Here is a 15,347-nt window from a genome sequence, read left to right on the forward strand (position 1 = left end):
ACATTTATTTTCGCTTTTGTCTAAATCGAACATTTTCGCGCATATTCGCGGTTGCAGCATGAGTGTTTGCAATCGCAGCGGAAGCTTTTGGTGACAAAGCGAACCGCCTGTGGCAGCAATGGCGCTCAGGGGGAGACTGACAGAATATGGCACATAATTTCAGACAGGCAGAGATCCTTGAGATCGCGCGCAACGAAGGTCGGGTTGTTGTCGAACTCTTGGCTGAACAATTCAATGTTTCGCTGCAAACCATTCGGCGTGATCTGTCTGAACTGGCCGAAGAAGGCCTGCTGGACCGGGTGCATGGCGGCGCAGTCATTCGCACAGGCGTTGCCAATTTCGCCTATGAGGAACGCCGCCGCATGGGCGAAGATGCCAAGGCCCGGATTGGCCGGGCCTGCGCGCGTGCCATCCCCGATAACAGCTCGATCATCTTAAACCTTGGCACAACGACCGAAGCCGTGGCCCGCGAACTATTATGCCACAGGAACATCACTGTTGTTACAAATAATAGCAATGTTGCCAATATATTACTGGCAAATGACAGCTGCGACATCATGGTTGCAGGCGGGCATTTGCGCCGCTCTGATGGTGGGCTGGTGGGCGACTTGACCGCCGATTTCATGAGCCAGTTTAAAGTGGATTTCGCCGTTATTGGTGCCTCGGCGCTGGATGAAGATGGCGATTTACTAGATTTTGACCTGGCCGAGATCCGCGTCAGCCGAACCATCATTCGGCAAGCGCGCAAAACCTTTCTGGTGACGGATTCCAGTAAGCTTGCACGCTCTGCTCCGGTACGGCTGACCTCCCTGTCGGAAATTGACACAGTCTTTATCGATCAACCCCTGCCGAGGGTGCTTAGCCAACGATGCGCCGATTGGGGCACAGAAATTCGTGTTGTGGAAGGTGCGTGATGTTTGACTTTTTGACAGCTACAAAAATCGCTTTTGGCCGGGGGCAGATCGCGGCAGCATCCGCGCAAATCGCGGCAATGGGGCATCGGGTTTTGTTCGTTCATGGTCAAAACCCGGAGCGATCCGAAGAAATTCGCGCCCAGTTGCAACATTTGGGTTGTGACGTGCTTGCGCATCCGGTTGCGGGCGAACCGACCCTGGCCGATATTGAAGCGGGTCTGCGCATTGCGGGCGATCGCCAAGTGGTCGTTGCGATGGGTGGGGGCGCGGTGATTGACGCCGGCAAAGCATTGGCCGCCATGATCCCGGCACCGCGGCCACTGATGGACCATCTGGAAGTTGTGGGCAAAGGTCTGCCGCTGGACCGGGATCCGCTGCCCTTCGTTGCCATTCCCACCACTGCAGGCACTGGCGCCGAAGTCACGCGGAATGCAGTGATCGGCGTGCCGGAACATCAACGAAAAGTCAGTTTGCGTGACCCACGCATGTTACCCCGATTGGCCGTCGTTGATCCCAGCCTGACTGACGGATGCCCGCGCCATATCACACTGGCCTCTGGGTTGGATGCGATTACCCAGGTGATTGAGCCATATCTATCGACCAAGGCCAATCCATTTACCGATGCGCTGTGCCGTGATGCGATCCCACGCGGACTGGCTGCGATCAAATCGTTGATGCAAGCAGACACACCCGACGCGCGTGATGAAATGGCCTGGGTCAGCCTGTGCGGTGGGATCACCCTGGCCAACAGCGGGTTGGGCGCGGTGCATGGTCTGGCGGGGCCTTTGGGCGGCTCCACCGGTGCGACCCATGGCGCGATTTGCGGCGCGCTATTGCCACATATTCTGCGGCTTAATCAGCAGAAAGGGGCCAATACCGCCCGCTGCGATCAGATCGCCGCATGGATCGCGGCGGAATTCGCGCCACAGGCTGCGGATATGAATACGGCCTGTGACGCCTTGGCCGATTGGGCCTGGGATGCGGGATTGCCCGGCCTAGACACCCAAGGTATCAGCGCGCAGGCCATGCAACAAGCGGCGGCGGCGGCCGCGCAATCGTCTTCGATGAAGGCCAATCCCGTGCCTTTGACCCAAGCTGATCTTATGTCGGCCATGCAGGCCGCGAACCCTGCATAACCTTATTGTTTTGTTATAAAGACCGTCATCTTAGACGCTTAGACAAGGTATTTACGAAACCATTCCAGCGTGCGTGACCATGCCAACTCTGCGGCCTGCGCATCGTAACGCGGGGTGCTGTCATTGTGGAACCCGTGGTTCGCGTCCGGATAGACATAGCCCTCATAGGTGGTTCCAGCGGATTGAAGCGCCTGTTCATAGGCAGGCCAGCCCGCATTCACCCGCGTGTCCAATTCGCCATATTGCATTAACATCGCAGCCTTGATTTTGGGCACATCGGCGGGGTCGGGCTGGCGGCCATAGAACGGCACCGCTGCGCCCAGCTCTGGATAGGCCACAGCGGCCGCATTCGCCACCCCCCCGCCATAGCAAAAGCCCGTGATGCCGACCTTACCCGTCACATCGGAATGCGCCATCAAGAATTCAATCGCAGCAAAGAAGTCATTCATTAGCTTTTCGCCATCAACCTGCTGTTGCAGCGCGCGCCCTTCCTCATCATTGCCGGGATAACCGCCGACCGGGGTCAACCCATCGGGGGCCAGTGCGATGAAACCTGCCTTGGCCAAGCGGCGCGCAACATCGCGCACATAGGGGTTCAAGCCCCGGTTTTCATGCACAACCACCACGCCCGGCGCGGCCTGGAGGCCGGTGGGACGCACCATATAGGCGCGCATATCCCCGTGCCCGTTGGGAGAGGGATAGGTAATCCAATCTGCTTTGATATCCGGGTCATTAAAGCTGACCTGTTCAGCTATTGCGTAATTCGGGCTCATCATCCCAAGAATGGCAGCAGCGGTCAGTCCGCCGACCGCAAATTTCCCCGCACGATCCAAAAATTCGCGCTTGGTCAAATGGCCATGGGCGTAAAAATCGTACAGCTCCAGCAACTCGGGGCTGAAATCCTTGGCGGTTAATCTTTCAAGCGTCGTCATCGGTTCCTCCTGTTAATGCGCCCAAGCTAACAGCAGTCCGATAGAAACGGTCAGGTTTTCATCCCTGCCGACACAGTTGTGATCGGCCCCACATCGGGGGCCAAAAAACAAGGTTACAGATCCAGCGCCTCCAATGCATGGCGCATGACCTCTGGATCGGCGTCGACCCCGGTCCAATATTTCAACCCAATCACCCCCTGCCCGACCAACATCGCCAGCCCGTCAACGGTTTGACAGCCCCGCGCCTGTGCGGCCCGCAACAGACGTGTTTGCGGCGGATTGTGAATTCCGTCAGCTACAACCATCTTTGGATGCAGGCTGTCTGTATCGATATCAGGCATTTGATCGGTCTTCGGATACAGCCCCTGCGACGTGGCATGTACCACAATCTGCGTGGAGCTTGGCACCGATACCACACCGTCCCAGGCCATAAATTCAGCCTGTGCCGGGGTCTGGGTGGCAATCACCTGCGCCACCTCCTGGCCGCGCTGGTGCGACCGGTTAACAACAGTGATCTTGCGTGCACCAGCCAAGGCAAGTTCAACCCCAACGGCACGCCCGGCGCCACCTGCGCCAAACAACATCACCTCTTTGCCCTTGGGATCGACAACCCGCGACAGCGCGCCGACAAAGCCTTTGCCATCGGTATTTTCACCAATCAGCTGATCGCCGCGTCGCACGATAGTATTCACCGCACCAATGATTTTCGCGCTTTCGCCCAAACCATCCAGATGGTCAATCACCGCAACCTTATGCGGGATCGAACAATTGAACCCGCGCCAGCCCATTGCCCGTGCGCCCGCAACCGCCGCGGCCAGATCATCAGGCGCAACTTCGCAATTGATATAGCGCCAGTCCAGCCCGTGATGACGAAACGCCGCCTCGATCATTGGGCCCGTCGGGTTTTCCTCGGCTGGTTGGGCAAATGACCCGGTCAGCGGCTGCAAGAAATTCTGTGTCATTCAATCCTCCAATTTCGCAAATGGGCCGGCCACAAACTGGCCAACCCGTCAGGCGTCACGGTCATACCGTGCCTTCGATGATCTCCACCTGATCGCCCAGAACGATCAGCGTCGTATCATGATCCAGAAAGGTTTTTTCATCCGGGAATACGCGGTTTTTATAGCTGTCCGATGTCAGGACAGCATGCATTCCCGCCGCACTATCAAACCAGATCTCGGCAGTGCCGTCATAATCAGCGGTTGCCACCGTGCCTTCGGGCGCAGGCACCGGATGGGTCTGAATATAGCGCAGCACATGGTTTTTCGCCTCGGGGATGGCGCGAAACAGGGGGCCGTGCTGCTCAATATGGTGGCGAACAAACTCTGCCCGTGTCAAATCCGGGTGACGCTTTAAAAACATCGTCATCTTAATCATTTCGCACCCCCGGTCGAAGGGGCCGGTGTCCAACGCGTCGCTGCCGCATCGGCGGGGTAATCCAAACCGCCCGGATAGGTCAGCAATTCAATCAATGTCCCCCAAGGGGCGTAGCCATAGATACCCGCATTCCCATCAGCGCCTTCAATCCCAGAGAGAGGATGTGGCCCAGCCAAACAACGCCCGCCAGCCGCCGAAAAGCGCTGCACAACCGCGTCAACATCGTCGACATACAGGCCAAGATGAGTCAGGCCCATATCTTGCAAACGCGCAGCGTCTTGTGACGGGCCGTCGATCTGGAACAGCTCCAGGCAGGGGCCATCCCCGATCCGCAATAGCCGCATATGCAAAACTTTGCTGCCCTTAGACAGGCCCAGCTGCGCCTCAACATCGGCGCCTTGCATCGGCTCGGCGTCTGCGGGCTGAACATCATACAATGTCACCGCCCCAAAGACGTCATGAAAGAACTGCGTAGCGGCGGAAATATCAGGGACCGTCAGCCCGATGTGATCGAGCGCACGCACATCCCCCAATGCGCACGTTTCTCGTGCCACCGGCGTAAGATCGGTGACATCAGAGCCACCATCTACCGCGATTTCCGCCAAAGCTGCGTTAAATTGCTGCGTATGGGGGGCAGAAAGATGCGCGTCAAAGCAAGCATCATCGCGGTATTCTTCAATCATCACCATCGCTTTGGTTTCGGGCTCTTGATAGGCCTCAAACCGGATATTGCCCGCTTCGGTGCGAACGTTACCGGCAAGCGTGGTCACAAGGTTTTTCAAACGGGCCTCTTGGCCTTCAAGGGGAACGGCGCGGGCTGTCATCAATCGTGTCATATGAACCTCTGTCGTTTAAATCATGCTGCCGTGCAGCAGCTGTAAAATCAACATACAACACCGCGTCGAGTTCCAACTTTTGTATTAAATTTCAACTACATACAAAAAACAAAACGCAAGAGAGCCTGCCGGAAAAAAACCGGCAGGCACAGTTTCATTGCATTTCCGCGCAGCCTTAACCCGCGCGCAAATCCGACTTAATCGCATCGGCGGCACGCAGTGACAGCGCCGCCATGGTCAGCGTGGCATTGACCGTGCCAACGGCAGACATCGCGCCACCCGTGGCCAGGAACAGGTTTTGATGGTCATGCGTCCGGCACCAGCTATCGACGACGGAATCGCGCGGATCCGTGCCCATGATCGTGCCACCACAGATATGGTTGTTCGGGGTGAACGTGCTGCTCATCTCAATCTCGGTGCCGCCCAAAGCCTGCGCGATGGTTTTAAGATGCTCGCGCGAAGAGACGGCGGCACGACGGACATAATCGCCCACATCATAATAGACATCAGGCTCGGGGATCCCCAGTGCGTCTTTGCGCTTGGACGATAAGGTCAGTCGGTTGTTCGGGTCTGCCAATGTCTCATGGTTCACATAAATATCGACACCGCAGGCCGCCCGGCGACGGATCTCTTCATCCAGGGCGCGCCCAACCTTACCCGTGGCCAGCGCCTTCATGCCGCCCTTCGATGTCTGTGCCGTATTGTTATAACCGATCTGGATCGCAGAGCGTTCGCCGCGCCACTCCCCGTCGCGGAAATTGGTGATCGACGACATCTGGACCGAACCTTGGCCGGACCAGATCGGCTCTGCCGCGACGAAGCTCATGGAAATGCCGGGATGGTCCATCATGTTCCGCCCCACCTGATCAGAGGAGTTGGCGATACCATTCGGATTCTTGTCATTAGCAGCCACCAGCAAAAGTTTGGGCGTCTCAATCCCATTGGCTGCAATCACAAAACGCCGCGCTGTGACCTTAGTGCTGATTTTATCCGGGTTGTAAAAATGCATCGCCGTGACATCATTTTTCGCATCGGTATCAATGCGATAGACGACAGCGTTTTCGATCACTTTGGCGCCCAAGGCTTCGGCTTTTTCAATCGAATATACACCGTGATACATTGCACCAATCGGACAAATTGGCATGCAATTGTTGTTGCCACAGCATTGCGGACGCCCGTCATAGGGGCGTGAATTCCGCCCCTGCGGCACCGGCGTGTTGTCATACCCCAGTGGCGCGACCAATTCGGTAAAGCGGCGATCACCATAACCATAGGGCATCGATGTCATCGGCCAGGGTTTTGACCGCGGCGCAGAGGGGGTGATTTGCTGATCATTGGGCCCCATAACGCCCATTTCGGTTTCCGCGGCGTAGTAATACGGCTCCAGCTCATCATAGGTCATCGCGAAATCGCGGCCCACACCATAGGTTGAATATAGCTGCATATCGCTGGGCAGATAGCGCCAGCTGGACGCCGCCCAATGCCATGTCGTACCGCCGACGCCCTTGATGATCCCCTGTTTATAGGCAGCGGCATCCGGACCTGTTGTGTGCAAATATCCGTTGTCAGGGAAGAAATTCGTATGCGGCGCCCAAGGCACGGTGGGATAAGGCGTGGCATAGTCAAACCCCGCCTTGTTTTCGGGCGGCATATAGCGCCAGTTCTGCACCACCTGATCACGATCATATCGCGGGCCAGCGTCCAGCACGATCACCGACAGACCGGCACGTGTCAGATCCAGCGCCATAAGGCCGCCACAAATACCGGCACCCGCAATCACCACATCGGCGCTAAGCGTTTCCTGAGTCATCTTATTTCCTTAGATCGGCGCACCACGATCCTGTCGCGGCACAGCATTACGGTCGGGCGGCACCATGGCCGCCCGTAAAGGGTCATCGGCTGCGCTTGCGGCGCCATAACATCACGGCCAACCCGGCAAGGATCAGCACTAGCGCTGCACCGATTGCGGCCATCACACCCGGCGCGGCCATCTTGACCAAAAGGGCGACGGGGCCACCAGTGCGCACCGTTGCCACCTCTTGTGCCGTGATATCGGCCGGTTCAGTGCCAAATTTCGTAGAGACATAGCTGGCAACTGTCGCGACCTGATCATCGCTTAGCGGCTGCACCAGGCTGCCTTCGTGAAACGCGGGCATCAGCGTTTCATGGCCATCGACAGTGCGCGACACCCCGTCCAGGATCGTCGAGATCAGGTTATAGCTTTGCGCAGGTTCCAGCGTCACATTGCCCGTCAGCGCGGGATAAGTGCCATCGGCCGACCCCTGCCCCGATAGACCGTGGCACGACGCGCAAACGGTCTCATATAGCTGCGCGCCACTGGCATCATCGGCCAATGTGTGACGGGACCGGTTCGCGCTGTGATCGGCGGGCACAAAGGCAGCAATATCAGGCATCGACGCTGTATCGGCCTGAGCCGTGTCTTGCGCGGGAACGGTGCGCAGATAGGTGACGATCGCGGCAATATCGCTATCGTTCAGATGTTGCAGGCTGAATTCCACCGCTTCGGCCATTGGGCCAGAGGCACGCGCATGTTCGGCGACACCAGTGGACAAATAGGCGCTTAGATCTGCATCCGACCAATCCGATAGGCCGCCAGCACCGGGCGTCAGGTTGGGGGCAAACCACGGTCCCACCGCGCCCCCCGCCAGAAACGCGCTGGTTTTTGAGCCCATCAACAGGTTGCGCGGCGTGTGACAGGTGCCGCAATGCGCCGGCCCCTCTACCAGATACCGCCCACGGTTCCACTCTGGCGATTGCGCGGGGTCATCGACCAGTGGCGCACCACCGCCATAAAGCAGGTTCCAACCCGCCATCGACATGCGCACCGAAAACGGGAAGGGCAGATCGGTTTGCGGCGCGGCCACATCCACCGGCGCTACGTCATTCATAAAGTAATCGTAAAGCGCGGCGATATCCGCATCGCTCATTTTTGAATAGGCTGGATAGGGCATCGCCGGATAAAGATGAGCGCCATCCTTGCGCACGCCTTCGCGCACCGCGCGTGAAAAATCGCGCAACGAGTAATCACCGATCCCGAATTCTTTCGACGGGGTGATATTAGAGGCGATGATCGACCCCATAGGAGAGGTGATCGCATAGCCCCCCGCGAAAGGCGTGCCATTCTTACCATCGGTGTGGCAAGCGGCGCAATCTGCGGTGGTGGCGATATAGGCACCCGACAGCTGCTCAGCATGACCAGCGGCGCCCCAAGGCCCCAGCATCGCGCCTGCGCATAGGGCAAACAGAGAAATCGTTTTCGACAACATCAAATCATCAATTCTTTAAAAAGAGGGCATTGCAGACAAGGCAGGCGGTTCGGCGGTCCACCAATCTGGTCCGTTTAGCGCGTAGGTCGGGATCGGCACCGCATCCAGCGCGGGCTGATACATCAACGCTTTATCAAAGGCATAGACCGTCGCATCTGTGCCCTTGGCAACCACGCCGGAATACCAGGCGTGAATGATATCCAACAAAGTCTGGCGCAATGCATCGCCTTGCAATGCGGCATCAAGTGCCTCGACATCGCTATACGCACCTTTGGAAATCGCAGCCTCCAGCGCGATGGCCTGTGCATCAAAGCCTGCATCGTTGGCTTGCAACCCACCCAACAACCCGGCCCCCACAGTTGTATCCAACGCATCGTGACCGGTGGCAAATTTCGACAATGTCATGAAGCGGTCGATCTGCATCGCCTGCCCTGCCGCGCGTGCCACGCCTGCGCTGCTGATAAACAGCGCCATTGCAGAGGTTCCTAAAAATCGTCGACGGCTTAGCTGCATGCTGTTTTGCACGGTGCGCTCCTGCTGAAATTCCGGCCCTTGTCATTGCGGGGCCTCACCTTGTGTTAGCGCTAAACTTCGGAATGAAAACCCACGTGAGAAATCCGTGATTTTTCTGATAAAAATCATCAGAAATTCACGAGCTTGCCAATAACCGCGCTGCATCGGTGGGACGTGGATCAATCAATTAATAAAATCAATGGATTAATTTGGCGAACAGATACTCGCAAAAAACCTTTCATTTTGACAGGTTCCAGCAGGCAACCACCAAGCGCATATCCGGCATGCACTGCACGGGGTATCTGTTTTTGGGTTTTTCGATATCCGCGCGCCATATCTTCCCAGAACCTCACAAGGCACGGATGTAATTTGGCACTTGGGATTCGGGCAAAGGAAAGGGCAGCACAGGCTGTTCGCCCGGCTGCCCCAAATCCCCTGCTTGTCGTCGCAGTTAACCTTCGACTTTGTCGTATGCGTCGATAATCTTCGCCACCAGCGGATGACGCACCACGTCAGCCGAGGTGAAGTAATTGAACGAAATCCCTTTTACATCGCCAAGGATACGTTCCGCATCAGCCAGACCCGACGGCATACCGCGGGGCAAATCCACCTGAGAGCGGTCGCCGGTGATCACCATCCGTGACCCTTGTCCCAAACGGGTCAGGAACATCTTCATCTGCATGGTGGTCGCGTTTTGCGCCTCATCCAGAACGACAAACGCATTGGCCAAGGTCCGGCCGCGCATGAACGCCAGCGGCGCAATTTCAATCCGCTTTTCTTCCATCAGCTTGGCCAATTGCTTGGCAGGCAAAAAGTCGTTCAGCGCATCATACAGTGGCTGCATATAGGGGTCGACTTTTTCCTTCATATCACCGGGTAAGAAGCCCAACCGTTCGCCGGCCTCAACTGCAGGACGCGACAAAATGATTTTATCGACATGACCGCCGATCAACAGCGTCACGCCGACGGCAACAGCAAGATAGGTTTTACCCGTCCCCGCCGGACCAATGCCGAACCCAAGCTCATTGTCGAACAGGTTGCGGACATAGGCTTTTTGCGCCTCTGTGCGGGGTTCGATATGTTTCTTGCGCGTGCGGATCTCATATTTTCCGCCTTTGAACATCTCAAGCTGATCGTCCACCGCATCACCTTGCACCAGATCGACCATGCGCACAGCGGCATCAATATCACCGGCTTCAATTGCTTTGCCCTCTTCAAGGCGTTGATACAATTGATGCAATACGGCGGCGGCAAGTGTCTGCATCTCTGGCGCGCCAACAACAGCAAGCTGGTTGCCACGTCGCAGGATATGCACGGTTAGCTTATGTTCGATCTGTGCCAGATTGCGGTCAAATTCGCCGCACAGGTCGATCAAAAGACGATTGTCGGGAAACTCAAGAAGCGTCTCTCTCGCATCTTGAGTGCTGGGCGGGGGGGTGATCGCGCTAAAGCCCAAAAACAACCTCCTGGCTATGGGTCTGTAAATATATGGTGCATGCTTGCCAAATGTCACGCAAGCCTTGGTTGCCCTAGTCCCTGATCTGGCTCGACAATTGTCACATCACTGAAACGAAACAGGCCATGCAGAATACTGCACGGCCCATTTGATGAAAATTTAAGCAAAACCTGTTTGGACAGGCGACTCAGAGCGGGTCGAAAGGTTCTTCGCTGCCACCACGGAAGGGACCAACGGCGCTGCCCTTGGGGCCTGCGCCCGAACAAATCGGCTTGCCGTAATCATCCAGACGCGCGGACAGATAGCCCTCCACACCATCGTCAATGATCCAGTGGTCACAGCCTTCCGGATCGATCCAGACACCGGCTTTCAGTGTCGATAGATCCTGCTTCCCGCCCAACTGACGATCATAGCCTTTATACGGGCCAACTGGGGTACAGGCGGCCGCACCAAGCGCCGCGCCAAGGAAGAGCACTGTCTTAAGCGTTTTCATCAAGAGGCTCCTCACTTCACGCAGATGATTTCGACACGACGGTTTTGCGCCATACCTGTGGATGTTGAATTGGTCGCGCGGGGCTGGCGTTCACCATACCAATTGACCGCCAGAACAGGTGCGCCGACCTCTTGCGCCGTTTTGGCCACGGCTTCTGCACGACGTTTGGACAGGCGCATGTTATATTCATCCGAGGCCCGGCTATCGGTATGGCCCGTAATGATAAAGCTGCGCGCCTGCGCCGACCGGAAAAATTGATGCAAATATTCGCGGCCCGATGCCGAAATCGAGGATTTGTCCGTCGCAAACAGGCGATCGGTCGGCACCACGCCACAAACATTGCGGTGACAAACCGGACGGCCCTGGCGGTCCAGCCGGATATCCATATAGCCTTCGACACCGTCATCCATCACCCAATGTTCACAACCATCGGGGTCAATCCAAATGGTGGGCACATAGGCCTCTGGCTGCGTCTGCGCAGACACAGGCGCCGCAGCACTTGCCATAGCCAAGGCGGCAGCCCCTACAAGGCCCAGCGCCGATTTCATATTTGGGAACAGCTTTGACATAAGCGCTTCCGCCTCCTCATCCAGACCGTCGCGTCACAATAATACCCGCGCGAGCGTTAATAATAATTCCTGCTACAGTAGCAAAAACGTGACGCATTGGAAGCAAATTCGGCCCATATATTGTGTCTATTTCAGCAACAAACACCGTAAACACGCTGCATCACTGAATACAGCGTATATCATCTGCCGTCCCCCTGCGTGATGTGGTGGTTAAATCAGCTCTCCATGGAGCGAATTGCGCACCGCCGAAACAATCCGCACACGCGCCATCACACCCGGAGCAAGACCTTCGCCACGCAGATGGACAGCCTGCAGGTAATCCGACTTGCCAACCCATTGCCCTTCCAATTTCCCGGGTTTTTCAACCAACACCGTGCATTCACGGCCGACCATGGCATCTTGACAGGCGCGCTGTTGTTCACCCAGCAGGGCCTGCAAGCGTTGCAACCGTGCATCGGCCACATCGTCAGGTACCAGATCCTTGCGCTCTGCTGCGGGGGTGCCAGGGCGGGCGGAATATTTGAACGAATAGGCCATCCCGTAATTCACCCGGCGGACCAGCTCCAGCGTGTCTTCAAAATCTTGGTCGCTTTCGCCTGGGAAACCAACAATGAAATCCCCCGACAGCACCAAATCTGGCCGTCCCGCACGGATTTTTTCTATCAACGCAATATATTCAGAAGCCGTATGTTTACGGTTCATCGCCTTTAACACGCGGTCAGAGCCCGATTGCACCGGCAGATGCAGATAGGGCATCAGCTTGGGTTCATCACCATGCGCCGCGATCAGATCATCTTCCATATCATTGGGGTGCGAGGTCATATAGCGGATACGTTCCAGCCCGTCGATCTTGGCCAATTCGCGCACAAGCCGCGCCAATGACCAATCCCCATCTGCCCCCGGACCGTGATAGGCATTGACGTTCTGCCCCAGCAACGTGATTTCGCGCACGCCTTTAGCAACCAGCTTATTGGCCTCGCCCATGATACGCTCGGCGGGGCGCGATACCTCTGCGCCACGGGTATAGGGCACCACGCAAAACGCGCAGAACTTGTCGCAGCCTTCCTGAACGGTCAAAAACGCTGTGGGCCGGGTGGTGCTTGGCCGTTCTGGCAGATGGTCAAATTTATCTTCCAGCGGGAATTCCGTATCGACAGGCTTCTTGCCTGCGTCCACAGCTTTCACCATTGCGGGCAGCTTGTGATAGCTTTGCGACCCGACAACCAGGTCCACCAACGGCATACGGCGGCGGATTTCCTCACCCTCGGCCTGCGCCACACACCCCGCGACGCCGATCTTCAGATCTGGCCGGGCTTCTTTCAGCGGGCGCAATCGACCCAGCTCATGATAGACCTTTTCTGCAGCGCGTTCACGAATGTGGCAGGTATTCAGCAACACCATATCCGCCTGCGCGGGATCATCCGTCAGCTCATAGCCCTCTGGCCCCATCGCCTCGGCCATGCGCTCACTGTCATAGACATTCATCTGGCAGCCATAGGTCTTGATATGCAGCTTTTTGGGCGCGCCGGCACCTGTCAGAATTGGGACTGCGTCTGTCGTAGCGGTCTTGTCTTGCGACATTGTGGGGCCTCATATGTCTGGATGACGCTGCCCGATACCGCAAAAGACCCCATCGTGACAAGCCACAGCACCGTTCACACTTGCATTTGCCCGGCGGTTAACAGACTTTTGGCAGGGACAAGACGGATAGGCATATGAATTTCTCCTCCCTCGACGTGTTTTTAGACACCGGCCAAACCCTGTTGGCCAAAGGCCCGATCGCGCTGATTTTTATAGAAGATCTGGTCGAAGTTGACAGCACGCTGACCCATCATCTGGGACTTGGCTTTGCCGCCGTTATCGCTTTGGCCCCGCCAGAGCTGACATTGCCTGCAGATATCGCACAAAAAGTGCACAGGATCGATTATCCGCTGCGCCATCCGGATGCGATGGTGTCTGCGATGAATCAGATCATCGCGGCCTGCCCGCCGCAGACATGGCTGTATTACTGCTATAACGGCGAATATCTGTTCTATCCGTTCAGCGAGACACGCAATATTCGCGAGGTTCTGGCCTTTCACACCGAAGAACGCCGCTCTGCGATGCTGACCTATGTTGTCGATCTTTATGCCGCTGATCTTCAGGTCAATCCCAACGGCGTGAACCTGCAAGAGGCAATGATTGACCGTGCCGGATATTATGCGCTGGCCCGCCCGGACCCGGCCAATGACAATCACCCAAAAGAACGCCAATTGGATTTCTTCGGTGGGCTGCGCTGGCGGTTTGAAGAGCATGTTCCAGAGAAAAAGCGGAAAATTGACAGAATTAGCCTGTTTCGCACTCAGCCGGGGCTGCAATTCCACGCAAATCACACATTTTCGGATGAAGAATACAACACATATGCCTGCCCTTGGCACCACAATCTGACCGCTGCGGTGGCGTCATTTCGTGCGGCAAAAGCCTTGAAGGCCAATGCCGGATCGACCTTCGATGTGCAAAGCTTTTACTGGTATAATTCCACCCCATTTGAATGGAACAGTGCGCAGCTGATGAACCTTGGGCTGATGGAGCCCGGCCAGTGGTTCTAAGCCCAGTGGTTCCAAGTAAATACCGGGCAACTGTCCCTGCACGCCCCGCCACATAAGCAAGGCGCGCAGGCGGTTGATCATGTTATGGGCAAGCGGGTCTCTACCATCGTCGCATACCAGCTGGAGCCGAAGGGAATCGCATCATCATCGAAATTATAGGCCGGGTGATGCACGCTGGCGGTATCGCCATTGCCAACAAAAATATATGCGCCCGGGCGTTCTTCCAGCATATAGCTGAAATCCTCGGCCCCCATCATGGGGTCAATCCCGATCTGGACATCGGGGGACACGATCTTGGCCGCCTCAATCGCATAGGCGGTGTTATCGGGCGCATTCATCGTCACCGGATAGCCACGGTCATAGGTGATATCGACGGATGCACCAAAGGCTTCCGCCGTGGCGGTCACAACCTTAGTAAACCGCTCTTGCACGAAATCACGCAGTTTGGGATCTAGGCTGCGCACGGTTCCTTTCAGCGTAACCGTCTGACTGATGACGTTATAGGCCGTAGATTCCGATTGGAATGCACAGACCGAAACAACGGCATTGCCCAGCGGATCAACATTGCGCGAGACAATCGACTGTAGCGCCACGACAATCTGGCTGCCCACAAGCACGGAATCCACGGTAATCTGCGGCTTCGCGGCATGGCCCCCGACACCCGTCACCACCACTTCGAAATGATCTGCTGCCGCCATCATTGCACCTTCGCGGATGGCAAATTGGCCGATGGGCATGCCCGGCTGATTGTGCATACCATAGACTTCATCGATGCCAAATTTCTCCATCAGACCATCGTCACACATGGCCAGACCACCGCCGCCGCCCTCTTCTGCGGGTTGGAAGATGACAACGGCGGTGCCATCGAAATTCCGTGTCTCGGCGAGGTATTTCGCCGCCCCCAGCAACATCGCGGTATGCCCATCATGGCCGCAAGCATGCATCACACCCGGTGTTTTAGAGGCATACTCCACACCGGTTTGTTCCACAATTGGCAGTGCATCCATATCTGCACGCAGCCCGATCACCCGACCCGAGGCATTGGTCCTTCCCCTGATCACCCCGACGACACCGGTGCGGCCCAGCCCCGTGACCACTTCATCCACGCCGAAGCTTTGCAACAGTTCCGTCACCTTGCCAGCGGTGCGATGAACCTCATACAGCAGTTCCGGGTTTTCGTGGAAATCGCGGCGCCACCGGGTGATTTCGTTCAACATTTCCGCGAAGCGATTTTTGATTGGCATAA

General features: G+C 56.6%; 16 protein-coding genes. 3 read left to right on the plus strand and 13 right to left on the minus strand.

Going from position 1 to position 15,347, the window contains the following annotated elements; all coding sequences use genetic code 11:
* The first annotated feature begins 146 nt into the window (after window positions 1-146).
* Together BFP70_RS11365 and BFP70_RS11370 are read left to right on the plus strand one after the other, a co-directional pair.
* Window positions 147-914, plus strand: a complete 768-nt coding sequence (locus BFP70_RS11365; protein WP_066011675.1) for a DeoR/GlpR family DNA-binding transcription regulator — start codon at window positions 147-149, stop codon at window positions 912-914.
* Complete coding sequence (locus BFP70_RS11370; RefSeq protein ID WP_066011676.1) at window positions 914-2,050, plus strand: iron-containing alcohol dehydrogenase; 1,137 nt, start codon at window positions 914-916, stop codon at window positions 2,048-2,050. Before BFP70_RS11365 ends, BFP70_RS11370 begins: the two co-directional genes overlap by 1 nt.
* 38 nt (window positions 2,051-2,088) lie before the next feature.
* On the opposite strand, the gene yghX is transcribed toward BFP70_RS11370, so the two are convergent.
* From yghX to miaB, 12 genes are all read right to left on the minus strand, one after another.
* A complete protein-coding gene (yghX, locus tag BFP70_RS11375) occupies window positions 2,089-2,982 on the minus strand; it encodes a YghX family hydrolase (protein WP_066011677.1) in 894 nt (297 codons plus the stop codon).
* Window positions 2,983-3,095: 113 nt separating this feature from the next.
* Complete coding sequence (gene aroE, locus BFP70_RS11380; RefSeq protein WP_066011678.1) at window positions 3,096-3,944, minus strand: shikimate dehydrogenase; 849 nt, start codon at window positions 3,942-3,944, stop codon at window positions 3,096-3,098.
* Window positions 3,945-4,005: 61 nt separating this feature from the next.
* The gene (locus BFP70_RS11385) at window positions 4,006-4,359 is read right to left on the minus strand and encodes an EthD domain-containing protein (protein WP_066011679.1); all 354 of its coding nucleotides are present in this window, start codon (window positions 4,357-4,359) and stop codon (window positions 4,006-4,008) included.
* Window positions 4,356-5,195, minus strand: a complete 840-nt coding sequence (locus BFP70_RS11390; RefSeq protein ID WP_218059673.1) for a VOC family protein — start codon at window positions 5,193-5,195, stop codon at window positions 4,356-4,358. Before BFP70_RS11390 ends, BFP70_RS11385 begins: the two co-directional genes overlap by 4 nt.
* Before the next feature lie 175 nt (window positions 5,196-5,370).
* A complete protein-coding gene (locus BFP70_RS11395) occupies window positions 5,371-7,005 on the minus strand; it encodes a GMC family oxidoreductase (protein WP_066011680.1) in 1,635 nt (544 codons plus the stop codon).
* Window positions 7,006-7,087: 82 nt separating this feature from the next.
* Complete coding sequence (locus tag BFP70_RS11400) at window positions 7,088-8,482, minus strand: cytochrome c (RefSeq protein WP_218059674.1); 1,395 nt, start codon at window positions 8,480-8,482, stop codon at window positions 7,088-7,090.
* A gap of 15 nt (window positions 8,483-8,497) precedes the next feature.
* Window positions 8,498-8,995, minus strand: coding sequence for a sugar dehydrogenase complex small subunit (locus tag BFP70_RS11405; protein ID WP_066011768.1), 498 nt, complete (start codon window positions 8,993-8,995; stop codon window positions 8,498-8,500).
* 179 nt (window positions 8,996-9,174) lie between these two features.
* Window positions 9,175-9,330 (minus strand): hypothetical protein, encoded by a 156-nt coding sequence (locus BFP70_RS21045; protein WP_176715554.1) that lies wholly within the window; start codon window positions 9,328-9,330, stop codon window positions 9,175-9,177.
* Between the two features lie 116 nt (window positions 9,331-9,446).
* On the minus strand, window positions 9,447-10,451 hold the full coding sequence (locus BFP70_RS11410) for a PhoH family protein (RefSeq protein ID WP_066011681.1): 1,005 nt from the start codon (window positions 10,449-10,451) through the stop codon (window positions 9,447-9,449).
* A gap of 187 nt (window positions 10,452-10,638) precedes the next feature.
* Window positions 10,639-10,944: a hypothetical protein gene (locus BFP70_RS11415; RefSeq protein ID WP_066011682.1), complete on the minus strand. Its 306-nt coding sequence runs from the start codon at window positions 10,942-10,944 to the stop codon at window positions 10,639-10,641.
* An 11-nt stretch (window positions 10,945-10,955) separates the two neighbouring features.
* Window positions 10,956-11,513 carry an OmpA family protein gene (locus BFP70_RS11420; RefSeq protein WP_066011683.1) on the minus strand — a complete coding sequence of 186 codons (558 nt, stop codon included), beginning with the start codon at window positions 11,511-11,513 and terminating at the stop codon, window positions 10,956-10,958.
* 210 nt (window positions 11,514-11,723) lie between these two features.
* The gene (gene miaB, locus BFP70_RS11425) at window positions 11,724-13,094 is read right to left on the minus strand and encodes a tRNA (N6-isopentenyl adenosine(37)-C2)-methylthiotransferase MiaB (protein ID WP_083217465.1); all 1,371 of its coding nucleotides are present in this window, start codon (window positions 13,092-13,094) and stop codon (window positions 11,724-11,726) included.
* A 134-nt stretch (window positions 13,095-13,228) separates the two neighbouring features.
* Between miaB and BFP70_RS11430 the strand changes: the two genes are divergently transcribed.
* Window positions 13,229-14,101: a hypothetical protein gene (locus BFP70_RS11430; protein WP_066011684.1), complete on the plus strand. Its 873-nt coding sequence runs from the start codon at window positions 13,229-13,231 to the stop codon at window positions 14,099-14,101.
* A gap of 77 nt (window positions 14,102-14,178) precedes the next feature.
* Here BFP70_RS11430 and BFP70_RS11435 read toward each other — a convergent pair whose 3' ends face one another.
* Window positions 14,179-15,345: a M20 aminoacylase family protein gene (locus BFP70_RS11435; protein WP_066011685.1), complete on the minus strand. Its 1,167-nt coding sequence runs from the start codon at window positions 15,343-15,345 to the stop codon at window positions 14,179-14,181.
* Window positions 15,346-15,347 lie beyond the last annotated feature (2 nt).

Source organism: Thioclava sp. SK-1 (assembly GCF_001705665.1).
Lineage (GTDB): Bacteria > Pseudomonadota > Alphaproteobacteria > Rhodobacterales > Rhodobacteraceae > Thioclava.

Excerpts from the sequence above, each read along its gene's own strand:
- BFP70_RS11365 (WP_066011675.1), top strand. The coding sequence starts at position 147 with ATGGCACATAATTTCAGACAGGCAGAGATCCTTGAGATCGCGCGCAAC.
- BFP70_RS11370 (WP_066011676.1), top strand. The coding sequence starts at position 914 with ATGTTTGACTTTTTGACAGCTACAAAAATCGCTTTTGGCCGGGGGCAG.
- yghX (WP_066011677.1), bottom strand. The coding sequence starts at position 2,982 with ATGACGACGCTTGAAAGATTAACCGCCAAGGATTTCAGCCCCGAGTTG.
- aroE (WP_066011678.1), bottom strand. The coding sequence starts at position 3,944 with ATGACACAGAATTTCTTGCAGCCGCTGACCGGGTCATTTGCCCAACCA.
- BFP70_RS11385 (WP_066011679.1), bottom strand. The coding sequence starts at position 4,359 with ATGATTAAGATGACGATGTTTTTAAAGCGTCACCCGGATTTGACACGG.
- BFP70_RS11390 (WP_218059673.1), bottom strand. The coding sequence starts at position 5,195 with ATGACACGATTGATGACAGCCCGCGCCGTTCCCCTTGAAGGCCAAGAG.
- BFP70_RS11395 (WP_066011680.1), bottom strand. The coding sequence starts at position 7,005 with ATGACTCAGGAAACGCTTAGCGCCGATGTGGTGATTGCGGGTGCCGGT.
- BFP70_RS11400 (WP_218059674.1), bottom strand. The coding sequence starts at position 8,482 with ATGTTGTCGAAAACGATTTCTCTGTTTGCCCTATGCGCAGGCGCGATG.
- BFP70_RS11405 (WP_066011768.1), bottom strand. The coding sequence starts at position 8,995 with ATGCAGCTAAGCCGTCGACGATTTTTAGGAACCTCTGCAATGGCGCTG.
- BFP70_RS21045 (WP_176715554.1), bottom strand. The coding sequence starts at position 9,330 with ATGGCGCGCGGATATCGAAAAACCCAAAAACAGATACCCCGTGCAGTG.
- BFP70_RS11415 (WP_066011682.1), bottom strand. The coding sequence starts at position 10,944 with ATGAAAACGCTTAAGACAGTGCTCTTCCTTGGCGCGGCGCTTGGTGCG.
- BFP70_RS11420 (WP_066011683.1), bottom strand. The coding sequence starts at position 11,513 with ATGTCAAAGCTGTTCCCAAATATGAAATCGGCGCTGGGCCTTGTAGGG.
- miaB (WP_083217465.1), bottom strand. The coding sequence starts at position 13,094 with ATGTCGCAAGACAAGACCGCTACGACAGACGCAGTCCCAATTCTGACA.
- BFP70_RS11430 (WP_066011684.1), top strand. The coding sequence starts at position 13,229 with ATGAATTTCTCCTCCCTCGACGTGTTTTTAGACACCGGCCAAACCCTG.
- BFP70_RS11435 (WP_066011685.1), bottom strand. The coding sequence starts at position 15,345 with ATGCCAATCAAAAATCGCTTCGCGGAAATGTTGAACGAAATCACCCGG.